The sequence below is a fragment of the Chryseobacterium sp. SIMBA_029 genome (assembly GCF_046535275.1).
Taxonomy (GTDB): Bacteria; Bacteroidota; Bacteroidia; order Flavobacteriales; family Weeksellaceae; genus Chryseobacterium.
On the sequence record NZ_JAWRXA010000002.1, the window covers coordinates 80,389 to 91,371 of the forward strand.

A 10,983-nucleotide genomic window follows, 5' to 3' on the forward strand; every position below is an offset into this window, starting at 1 on the left:
TTGTGTGCTATTTTTTAACAAAAAAAATGTAAACCTGCTGTCTGAAAGAAATTTTATGATGGAATTAATATTCGTTTAGACTTTTTAATAGTGTTGAAAGAATCCCAATGTATAAAGTATAGAGGGAATGCAATAAAAAAGGACTATTAAAAAAATAGTCCTGTATTGTATCAATGGATAAATTATTAAGAATGTCCGAAGCCGATATTTCCTTTCTTCTCGGATAGATTCTTTTTAAAATTAATCATACTTAAAGCTGTCACTGCAGCTTCTACACCTTTGTTTCCAAGATCACCACCGCTTCTTGCTATAGACTGTTCTTTGGTATCGTCTGTTAAAACACAGAAAATCGTAGGAGTGTCCGTCAGAATATTGCAATCTTTGATTCCTTGTGCTACTGCAGAGCAGACAAAGTCGAAATGTGGAGTTTCCCCTCTGATAACACATCCTATTGCAATTACAGCATCGTATTTTCTTTCTTTACAAAGCTGCATACTCGCATAGTTAAGTTCAAAAGCTCCCGGAACTGGAAAAAGTTTTATATTTTCAGATTTTACGCCTTCTTTCTCAAGGATTTCCAAGGCTGCATCACGAAGATTGTACGTTACAAAATCATTCCACTCAGAAAAAACAATGCCGATAGAAAAATCTTCGGCATTTGTTATATGAAGTGGCTTGTAATCAGAAAGATTAACTGTTGCCATTTTTTAGTAATATTTAGTCATTTCAATATAAGAATCAGACATTCCGTTATCGTAGTCTTGATATTTCTCGTCAATTACAGAGAAGTATTTTTTAGCGTCAGCATTCTTTTTTAATCCTAAAGCTACAATCCCTGCTTTTCTTGTAAAATAGTAGGTTGTGTAAGGATCATCAGATGCAGAAGATGCTTTGTCTAACAATGATAAAGCTTCATCATTTTTGTTAAGACCAGACTGAGCATCTGCCATTGCGCCATATTTCATTGCCATCAATGTTTTGTTGTCAGATGAAAACTTGTCAAGAAGATCGTAAGCTTCCTGGAATTTTCCTTCTTTAAATTTTAGTAAACCTGCATTATAAGCAGATAGTTTACCTACATTGGTATTAGAGTATTCGTTATATGTTCCTATAAAACCTGGATTTGCAGCAGATTTTCCTCCCAATGCTTCTTTATCTTTCCCTTCGGCAAGATTTTTTTGTGCAGCAAGGAAACTTTTTACAGCTTCAATGTTTTTAGGTGCTACAACGAATTGTTTGTAAGCAAAGAAACCTAAAACACCTAACACCAAAACTCCAAATGCAATACTTAGAGGTTTTGAATATTTCTCAAGAAATCTCTCAGTGTTTAAAGCCTCTCTATCAAGGTCTTTAAAGAACTCAACTGTTTCTTTACCTTCTTGCTCGTTTTGAGCATTCTTTCCCAATTTTGCCATAAATTCTTAAAAATTGAATTGCAAATTTAATTGTTTCTGAATGATTTACAAAATACTTTGCGGGTATTATTGCGTAAATCTTGTGAATTATAAATTGTTTATCCGTAAAAATACTTTGATGATGCTTTACATGTAATATTAATAACTCAGGATATGGTAGATTTCAGCATCGAATTTTTTTAGCTTTTCATCTCCTTTAAGATCTGTTAAGCCAATCAGGAAACTGAACTGAGCCACTTTTGCACCTTGTTTTTCAACAAGCTTTGCGGCGGCTTCTGTGGTTCCTCCCGTTGCCAGCAGGTCATCATGAATTAATACTCGTTGTCCTTTTTTGATCTGTCCTTCGCGTGTTTCTATTTCTGCGCTCCCATATTCCAGGTCATATTTTTCTGAAACGGTGGTGGGTGGAAGTTTTCCTTTTTTTCTGATTAAAATGAAAGGAACTTCTAACGCTACTGCGATCGCAATACCAAAAAGATACCCGCGGCTTTCTATGCCACAGACTGCATCTACTTTTCCTCTACTGAAAGCGACCAAATCTTCAATCACAGCTTCGTAAAGTTTAGGATTCAAAAAAATAGGAGAGATATCTTTGAACTGTATCCCCTGGATTGGAAAATCCGGAACATTTTCAATGGTTTCTTCTAATTTTCTGATGAGTTCTTGTGACGCCATTATGGATTTATTTTGTAACTGGAAATTTTCCAGTCACCATTTACATTTTTAAGACCGAAAGTTACTTTCAGAGAAGTTGTTTTTCCACTTTTATCGGTAACATCGTAGGTAGCATTAACGCTTGCGCTCGTGTTATTGGATGCATTGGAAGAAATGTTTTTTACACTTACGTTTTTTACAGAACCAAAACCGGAAGTTGCACTTGCAAAAGATTCATAGCTTCCCCAGCTTGGGTTGCTTGATGCATCAAATGCTGCTTTAAGATTTTGAGAACCTACATTACTTAAAAATTTGTTTACTGTATTTTTTGGGTCTGCCACTGGCTGTTTTGGTGCAGCCGGAGGAGGAGTTGCAGCATTCGGATCTGTTGGAGTAGTCGGTGTTGCTGTAGGATTGTTAGGGTCTACAACCGCACTTGGATCCTGGTTTACTGTGGTAGAATCTGTTTTTGGAGGGGCAGGAACTTTTAATGCAGATGGATTTACATCCAATCCGATTTTAGACATTTTGAATGTTTTTGCCGTTGTTTTTACAGAAACAGTGATGTCAATTTTATTATCTACTACTTTTGAAGCAAGGATAGACGAGAATTTTAGATTAAAACCTTTAAAATTGTTATCCTGCATCAGGTTTTTAGCGGTTGATATTCTTACTCCGTTACTGAAAACCTCTAAGGTTGCTTCCAATCCGGCACCGGTAAATGAAATAGGATTTCCTGCATTGTCTACTAATCTTGGAATGATCTGGATAGCAGTAGCTCCGTTTCCATCATCGGCAGTAGGTCTTGTGATGATGCTTAATGATGCAGCTTTTACATCATTAGGATCACTTTCTTTGGCTTTATCGTCTCCGAAGATATTCATTTCTCCTAATGAAGGTGGGGAAGTACTTGCCCATTCTATTCCGTTTTTTTGAGCAACCTGGTCTGCGAGTGCTAAAATTTCCGGAACTTTTTTTCCGTCGATGAGCTTGCCAAGAGCTTTCAATTCATTAATATCGCCGTCTGCCTCTACTCCAAATGTTTTAAGGATATAGAGCGCTTCATTAAACTTAATCTGTTTAATGGTCGTAAGACTGGCGGTCATGTCGTTGATACTTGACTGTAACGTTTTAGTAGTTGTCGCATCTACATGGTCTTTTTTGCATGCAGTAAAAAGCAACAAACTGAAAACTAGTAGAAAAGAAAACTTTTTCATTTTTATCTGTTTGCTACAAATTTAGTAAAACCTTTATTAATGAAGAGTTTTTATTTTTACTTTGTCTGTTTTAGAAAATAAAGCGGGTTTTGAGGCTTATTTCTAAATCCCTTATTGGAAAAATAAGAATCTTAATTTTTTGGTTTATTCTCCTGTTCTTTTAAATCATCTTTAAAGAATGAACTGAAAACAAGCTGCATATTGGGAAATGAAGGATTTTCCCAGAACTTTGAGGTGTAGTTGCTGCTTTCTTTTTTGAATTTTACTTTTTCAAGGTCATTTTCGTTGGTGAAGCCCAACTCTGTAGAGTAGAAGTTACTGTATGCTATTAACTGATTGTAGTTTTCTTCTGATTTGTGTTTTAGTTTCAGAAAATCAATCTCGTTATATTCCAACAGGTCTTTCAATGTTTTCTTGGAGTCTTTCTCAAATGCAATATTGATAATTCCTTTCAGATCAAAAAACCGGAATCCAAGAAACGCAAATTCTTTTTGCTGAAGGAATTCCCCTGTAATTTCTATTTCGTCTTTCCGATCCCCCTTTAATTCCTTCACTTTGGTGTTTTTCTTTTTGTATTCTTCTAGATTTCCAACGTTTTTCATTTCAGGAACGGATAATGAAGAAGCATAATCCCATGAAGCAGTCTGTTTTTTCTCGCTTTTAGGATCATCCAGACGATAGACTCTGTACTGTTCAACGTTGGTGCTTTTCAGTTTCTTCGTTTTATTATCGAAAATATAGGTTACAATTCCATCTGCATAACAGTTTAATCTTTTATTTACGGTTACATAAGAATTGAAATTTCCTTTAATAAAGATGTATTTTGCCGGTTTGGTATTTTTAATGACAATCGCTTCAATTTCTTTTACCTGATCGTTCAGTCGGATGATATCCTTATCAAAGTCAGAATAGGATAGGGTCGCTACGGCAAAGTTATCATAGACAATTTTAAATTTTTCCTGCTCCGGGCTCAGGGATTTTTTATCAATTTTTCCATCGATATCAGAATACGCCAGGATATTTCCATCTTTCCCGAAAACAGAAACTTTGGGTAAGGGGTTGGAACTTTTATCTGAAATAAAAGTAATAGTTTGTGCGCCTGCAAAATTGAACAGCAAAATAAGCAGAAGATAAAACAGATGATTCTTTTTCATGGGTATAGGGTAAGAGGTATTACAATCAGGTTTATTTATAAGACGCATAAAATTTAAAATGGTTGCCTGAAAGCTTTTTCAATTTCAATTTTAAGTGTAATAAAGGCTGATTATTTTATACTTATAATCAGACAAATATAGATGTTTTCTCCTTTTTTTCATGTGGTTAGAAAAATATTGTATTTTTACCCGTTCCTAATTTTTAGGGACAGAATTTTACAGGAGAAGCTTAAGCTTTTTGCTTTTTTCTTAACTTTTAGATTCTAATGAATAGCTTAAAAAAAAGATACCATTACTACCGTTTTTTTTTCAACACGAGAAAGTTGAGGAAAAATTTCCCATTCTATAAAGTGGAAACGTTGGATGAAACGCTGGATGAAATTATAACTCATAAAAAAAATATCAGCAGGTTTGGAGACGGAGAGTTTCGTTTAGTACTTAATACTTCAGGTATTGGCTTTCAAAATGGAAGTGAAGAACTAACGGAGAAGCTTCGAGAAGTTTTGGCCTCCAATGTACCCAATCACCTTATTGCCATTCCCGAAACGTTCTCTTTGAAAAATAATCTCAATTGGCGGGTAAAATTTTGGTGGCTGAATTACATCAACACGGTAGGAGTTCAGATCTCGCAGTATCTCAAACCTGAAAAAAAATATTCCAATGCTTTTATCACCCGTTTTTATTTAGATTACGAAACGAAAAAGCATATTCCAAATATCCTGAGGAAGTTTAAAAAGATTTGGGAAGATCAGGATGTTTTAATTGTGGAAGGAGCATATTCTCGTTTAGGCGTTGGAAATGATCTTTTTGATGGAGTAAAATCATTGAAAAGAATACTTTGCCCCACGAAAGATGCTTTTTCTGCCTATCATGAAATTCTTTCTGAAATTAAAACCCATGGAAGAAACAAGTTGGTTCTTCTTGCATTAGGTCCTACAGCGACAGTAATGGCTTTTGATCTGGCAAAAGAAAATATCTGGACAATAGATACTGGGCACGTAGATTTGGAATATATGTGGTATCTGCAAAATGCACAGGAAAAAATACCGGTTGAAGGAAGGTTGGTGAATGAAGCCACAGAACAGCTCAACCTGGAAATACCAACAAACGAGAGAATGAAATATGAAAAATCTATCATAAAGACAATGTAACTCGTGATCTGGAAATGAATTCTTATCACCGAAAATTTCAATCTTATATTTTCAATCATCTTTCGTTATGAATGTTTGATGATTTGACAGGCTACTATATCGTTACAATACACGTTTCTGAAATAAATGTTATATTTGTTTTAAATGAACACACACAATGATTAAGAAAAGATTTGATCAGGTAAACCGGCTTATAAAAGATAGTCTGGCTTTTGAGAAAATTAAAAAGAATACCCCTGAAAATACTCCTAAAGCAGTAGTAGTGAGTATTAAGCATCACACCGTTTATCACCGTTTTTTTTATCTGCTCCTGAAATTCTACAAACTTTCCGGGTACAACGTTTATTACCCAATGGACTTTGCCACATTCAGGAACATCCGTAATAAAGAAAAATATCTTAGTTTAATTATAAGGGAGGATAATTTCTTAATTGTGAATAAAAAATATCAGCCTGAAAACTATATTGAAATAACAGATGAGATGTTCAGCCCGGACTATTTTTCCAGTTATTTTGAAAAGGGAAATAATACAACTGGGGTTTATCATGTTCCGATGAGCTTTCATCCCCTTATGTATCATTATGGAATCTGGAATCATAAAGTAGATCTCAACAAAAAAAGAATCAATTCAATTTTTTGCTACGGTAATTTTGATGCTCAGGCTTACCTTGACATCAAGAGAACAGAATTTTCAGTGATTCCAAGGACTGAACTTCTAAGTTATTTTGAAAGCAAAGCGAATTTCCTGGCACTTCCTGGAAAAGCTGAAATGTTGAAAAGAATAGAAGAGGGGAGCTTAGAGAAAAAATATGCTTTTGCGATTAAAGAGCATTTTGAACTTCCGATGGCAGATGTAAGAGAAACTTTATCTCATTTTAATTTTTACTTGTGCTGTCCCGGAGTCGTTATGCCTTTATGCCATAATGTAATTGAAGCAATGTCTGTAGGAACAATTCCATTGATTCAGAAAGAATATGCGGATGTAATGTACCCGAACCTTACGGATAGGGTTAATGCGATCATTTTTGATGATTTGGCACATTTGAATGGTATATTACAGGATATTTTTGAAATGTCCGAATTGGAAATTGCTGAATTGAGGAAAAATGTTTTACAATATTTTCAGGATAACCTTACCCCGGAGAGCGTTATAGATCATCTGAATAATAGCATTAAAAATAAAGAACTGGTTTATTTACAGGCTGAACACCGCAGTGTGAAATTTGTTCGTTAAATGACTTTATTTCGTACTTATTATTGGCTTTAAATAATAAATAACAATAAAAAGATCCGGAGAAAGTATTTTTCTCCGGATCTTTTTTTATTACCTCACGAAGTAACTTGGAATACAGATCCGTTATAAGTTTTATATTTGGGAATATGAATATCTTAAAACAAAAAAGACCAGTCGTAAAGACCGGTCTTTTTATTTATTTCTGTTAGGAGTTCTTCTTAGAAAGGATACTCATAAATTTCAGATTCATGTAGGTAAGGGTTTCCTGTAGGGATCAACTTTAATTTAGATAAAGCTGTTAATACAGTAAACATAAACAATCCTGCTACGAATAAAACAGCACCTAAAATTAATAAGAATACTTCAGGAGTGTTCCAGTAAGGTCCTACCGTTCCCGGCATTACCATATTGAAGTAATCTAAAAGGTGACCTAGGATAACTACTACTGCCATTGTTGTTACCACTTTGTAGTTTCTCTTGATGCTGCTGCTTACCAATACCAATAATGGTAATAGGAAGTTGATGATCAACATTGGCAAGAAAGTAGTACCATAATGCTGGAATCTTCCAAAGAAGTAGTTTACCTCTTCCGGTACGTTAGCATACCAGTATAACATAAACTGTGCAAACCATGTATACGTCCAAAGCATACTTGTAGCGAAAAGGAATACTCCTAAATCGTGTAAGTGGTTATCATTGAACTGAGGAAGGAATCCGTTTTTCTTAAGGTATACACTCAATAAGATGATTACTGCAATACCACTTGATAGACAACTTACCATTGAGTACCAGATATACATTGTAGAATACCAGTGAGGGTCAATAGACATCAACCAGTCCCACGCCCAAGCTGCAGATGCAAATCCGAAGAATGCAATATATCCAACAGCCCATCTGTAAAGCATTTGATAGTCTACTCTTGATTTTGTTTCGTCTACTTTTTTAGACTGAGCTTTTAATTTCCAGGCAAAGAAAGAAGCACCTACTACGTAGATAATCGTTCTGATTGCATAGAAAGGAATGTTCAGGAATCTTTTCTTTTCAAATAAGATCACATCGAAATGTGCAGATTCAGGATTTGTCAATTCGGGATCCATCCAGTGGAATAAGTGGCCATTGTGAGTGATATTCAATATCATCATGATAACCAGGATTGCTCCTCCGTATGGGATGTAAGAAGCGATAGCTTCCATTACTCTTGTAATAATGATTGGCCAACCTGCGTGAGCTGCGTGCTGAATACAGTAAAAAAACAGTACAGCACAACTTACTCCAAAGAAAAAGACAGCCACAAAGTGCAATGATGCTAAAGGCTGATTATGAATCTGAAGTTCAGCATGCTCTAAATGAGCTGCATGATCCTGAGGTCCTATCATTTCACTTGAATGTGTAGGCGCTGTATGACCTGAAGCATGAACAGCTTCCATCATCTGTTCTATTTTCTCAGTACTGATTCCTTTATTTAAAAAGAAGCCGATACCAAATAGAACTAAACCTACAACAAGAAGTATTATAGAAGTTGATTTTAATTTTGGTGAAAAACTATACATTTCTTTTCTTATTTTTTAGTTGCGGTAGAATCTGTTTTAGCTGCTGCTGGAGCCGCTGCTGCTGGAGCTGCATTCTTTTTGAATGCACTCATCACATACATGGCAACTCTCCATCTGTCTCCTGCGTTTAATTGTCCTGCATAAGAACCCATCGCATTTCTACCGTTTGTTAATACATAATGAACAGATCCTACAGTAATTTCTCTATCAGCATAGTTAGGTACACCAGAGAAAGCACCAGATTGTACAATTGGACCTTGTCCATCACCTCCTGTTCCGTGGCATGCCGCACAAGTATGATCGAATAGCATCTTTCCTCTTTCAATATCCTTAGCTGCATTAGCCGGATTAAGAGGAGATACCGTCATCTTCTTAGAAGCGTCATATCCTGCATTATATTGATCTGCATTTTTAGGAAGTAAACCTTCTTCAAAAATACCATCTTTATTTTGTGCAACTGAACCTTCTACTGGAGCAAGACCTGTTGCAAAACTGTTTTTAACAAACGCCGGGATTTCATTCTCATGATCTGAGTAGGCATCCTGAGCTTTCATTAATGGATCATAAGCTACCGGAAAGTACATATCTGGAAAATATACCAATGGTGTATTTTCTTTTGGTCCGCAAGAATTAAGTAACACTGTAGTTAAACCTAAAATTGCTGTAATTTTTAATACATTCTTTTTCATTTTAAGCGTCTTTAACAGTTATTTCTTCCACTCCAGTCTCAATCAGTAACTGTTTTACAGATTCTACATCTTCAGTTACAAATTCCATCATGAATTTATCATCTGTAGTTCTCGGATCCGGGTTTTGTGCTGGAGCTCCAGGATACATTTTATTTCTTACTAAGAAAGTCAATGACATCATGTGAGCTGCACAGAAAACCATTAATTCGAACATTGGAACTACGAATGCAGGCATATTGTGTGCCCAGTCAAAAGCAGGCTTACCACCAATATTCTGAGGCCAGTCATGATTCATTACGTACCAAGTTACTGTTGAACCGATTGTAATACCATAAAGAGCATAGAAGAATGCAGCATCAGAAATTCTGGTTTTCTTTAACCCTAAAGCTTTATCTAGTCCGTGAACAGGGAATGGAGTATAAACTTCATTTATTGATATTCCTTTATCGTTGAATGCTTTAACGCCGTTCATTAGATCGTCGTCATCAGCATAAAGTCCGTATACAATTTTAGTGGTGCTCATCTCCTTCTTTTACTTTATAAGTTTCACCTGAAATTTTCAGAATCGATTTTAATTCAGCCTGTGCAATTACAGGGAATGTTCTTGCGTATAATAAGAATAATACAGAGAAGAATCCGATCGTTCCTAAATATACACCCACATCAATGATCGTTGGTTTAAACATGGTCCAAGATCCTGGTAAGTAATCTCTAGAAAGGTTGATAACGATAATATCAAAACGTTCAAACCACATACCGATGTTGATGATCAATGCAACGATGAAAGTCCAGATAATATTCGTTCTCAATTTCTTGAACCAGAATGAAGCAGGAACTACAAGGTTACAGATAATCAATGACCAGAAAGCCCACCAGTAAGGTCCTACTGCCGCACCTGGCGAAAGATAGGTAAAGTCTTCAAATCTTGATCCAGAGTACCATCCGATGAAATATTCAGTTGCATAAGCTACTGTTACCATACCACCGGTTAGAACGATTACGATGTTCATAATTTCAATATGATACATTGTAATATATTCTTCTAAGTGACACACTTTTCTAGCGATTAACAATAGTGTTTGTACCATTGCAAATCCTGAGAAGATTGCTCCAGCAACGAAGTAAGGAGGATAGATCGTAGAGTGCCATCCTTTAATTACTGAAGTTGCGAAGTCAAAAGATACAGTAGTGTGTACTGAGAATACAAGTGGAGTTGCTAATCCTGCAAGAACCAAAGATAATTCTTCGAATCTCTGCCAGTGTTTTGCTTTACCACCCCAACCGAATGCTAGGAATGTATAAATTTTCTTTGTCCAAGGAGTTTTTGCTCTATCTCTGATCATTGCAAAGTCAGGGATTAATCCCATAAACCAGAATACCGTAGATACTGAGAAATACGTAGAGATCGCAAATACGTCCCAAAGTAGAGGAGAGTTGAAGTTCCCCCAAAGAGAACCAAACTGGTTAGGAAGAGGGAATACCCAGTATCCTACCCAAACTCTACCCATGTGGATTACAGGGAAGATTGCCGCCTGTACAACCGCGAAGATCGTCATCGCTTCCGCTGAACGGTTTACCGACATTCTCCATCGCTGTCTAAATAATAATAATACTGCGGAGATAAGGGTTCCGGCGTGACCGATACCTACCCACCATACGAAGTTGGTAATATCCCAACCCCAGTTAATAGTTCTGTTAAGCCCCCATGCTCCAATTCCTGTCCCGATAGTATAAGCGATACATCCAAATCCATAGATGAATAGAACTAAGGCTGCATATAGTGATACCCACCATAATTTACCTGCTCTTTCTTCTATAGGTCTTGCAATATCTTCTGTGATATCGTGATAAGTTTTGTGACCAATAATCAGAGGTTCCCTTATCGGAGCTTCGTAATGTCCTGACATTTTTTACCTATT

General features: G+C 36.0%; 11 protein-coding genes. 2 read left to right on the forward strand and 9 right to left on the reverse strand.

Annotated features, from left to right (window positions below):
- Positions 1–185: 185 nt before the first annotated feature.
- The 5 genes from ribH to SB679_RS03655 all read right to left on the reverse strand — a co-directional run bounded on the left by ribH (position 186) and on the right by SB679_RS03655 (position 4,440).
- Positions 186–704, reverse strand: coding sequence for a 6,7-dimethyl-8-ribityllumazine synthase (ribH, locus tag SB679_RS03635; RefSeq protein WP_410700856.1), 519 nt, complete (start codon positions 702–704; stop codon positions 186–188).
- A gap of 3 nt (positions 705–707) precedes the next feature.
- On the reverse strand, positions 708–1,415 hold the full coding sequence (locus SB679_RS03640; protein WP_410700857.1) for a tetratricopeptide repeat protein: 708 nt from the start codon (positions 1,413–1,415) through the stop codon (positions 708–710).
- Positions 1,416–1,553: 138 nt separating this feature from the next.
- Entirely contained in the window at positions 1,554–2,090 is a 537-nt protein-coding gene (locus SB679_RS03645; protein ID WP_410700858.1) for an adenine phosphoribosyltransferase, read from the reverse strand.
- Positions 2,090–3,286, reverse strand: a complete 1,197-nt coding sequence (locus tag SB679_RS03650) for a hypothetical protein (RefSeq protein WP_410700859.1) — start codon at positions 3,284–3,286, stop codon at positions 2,090–2,092. Before SB679_RS03650 ends, SB679_RS03645 begins: the two co-directional genes overlap by 1 nt.
- Positions 3,287–3,417: 131 nt before the next feature.
- Positions 3,418–4,440 (reverse strand): hypothetical protein, encoded by a 1,023-nt coding sequence (locus tag SB679_RS03655; protein WP_410700860.1) that lies wholly within the window; start codon positions 4,438–4,440, stop codon positions 3,418–3,420.
- A 266-nt stretch (positions 4,441–4,706) separates the two neighbouring features.
- On the opposite strand from SB679_RS03655, the gene SB679_RS03660 reads away from it, so the two are divergent.
- The gene (locus SB679_RS03660; protein ID WP_410700861.1) at positions 4,707–5,591 is read left to right on the forward strand and encodes a GT-D fold domain-containing glycosyltransferase; all 885 of its coding nucleotides are present in this window, start codon (positions 4,707–4,709) and stop codon (positions 5,589–5,591) included.
- Between the two features lie 157 nt (positions 5,592–5,748).
- Positions 5,749–6,825: a hypothetical protein gene (locus tag SB679_RS03665; protein ID WP_410700862.1), complete on the forward strand. Its 1,077-nt coding sequence runs from the start codon at positions 5,749–5,751 to the stop codon at positions 6,823–6,825.
- Between the two features lie 218 nt (positions 6,826–7,043).
- On the opposite strand, the gene SB679_RS03670 is transcribed toward SB679_RS03665, so the two are convergent.
- Genes SB679_RS03670 through nrfD form a run of 4 tightly spaced genes read right to left on the reverse strand, consistent with a single transcriptional unit; the run spans position 7,044 to position 10,971 of the window.
- Positions 7,044–8,375 (reverse strand): quinol:cytochrome C oxidoreductase, encoded by a 1,332-nt coding sequence (locus SB679_RS03670; protein WP_317740519.1) that lies wholly within the window; start codon positions 8,373–8,375, stop codon positions 7,044–7,046.
- Positions 8,376–8,383: 8 nt separating this feature from the next.
- Positions 8,384–9,064 (reverse strand): c-type cytochrome, encoded by a 681-nt coding sequence (locus tag SB679_RS03675; RefSeq protein ID WP_410700863.1) that lies wholly within the window; start codon positions 9,062–9,064, stop codon positions 8,384–8,386.
- Between the two features lies 1 nt (position 9,065).
- A complete protein-coding gene (locus SB679_RS03680; RefSeq protein WP_410700864.1) occupies positions 9,066–9,587 on the reverse strand; it encodes a DUF3341 domain-containing protein in 522 nt (173 codons plus the stop codon).
- A complete protein-coding gene (gene nrfD, locus SB679_RS03685; RefSeq protein WP_410700865.1) occupies positions 9,574–10,971 on the reverse strand; it encodes an NrfD/PsrC family molybdoenzyme membrane anchor subunit in 1,398 nt (465 codons plus the stop codon). The genes SB679_RS03680 and nrfD overlap by 14 nt, the downstream gene beginning before the upstream one ends.
- Positions 10,972–10,983 lie beyond the last annotated feature (12 nt).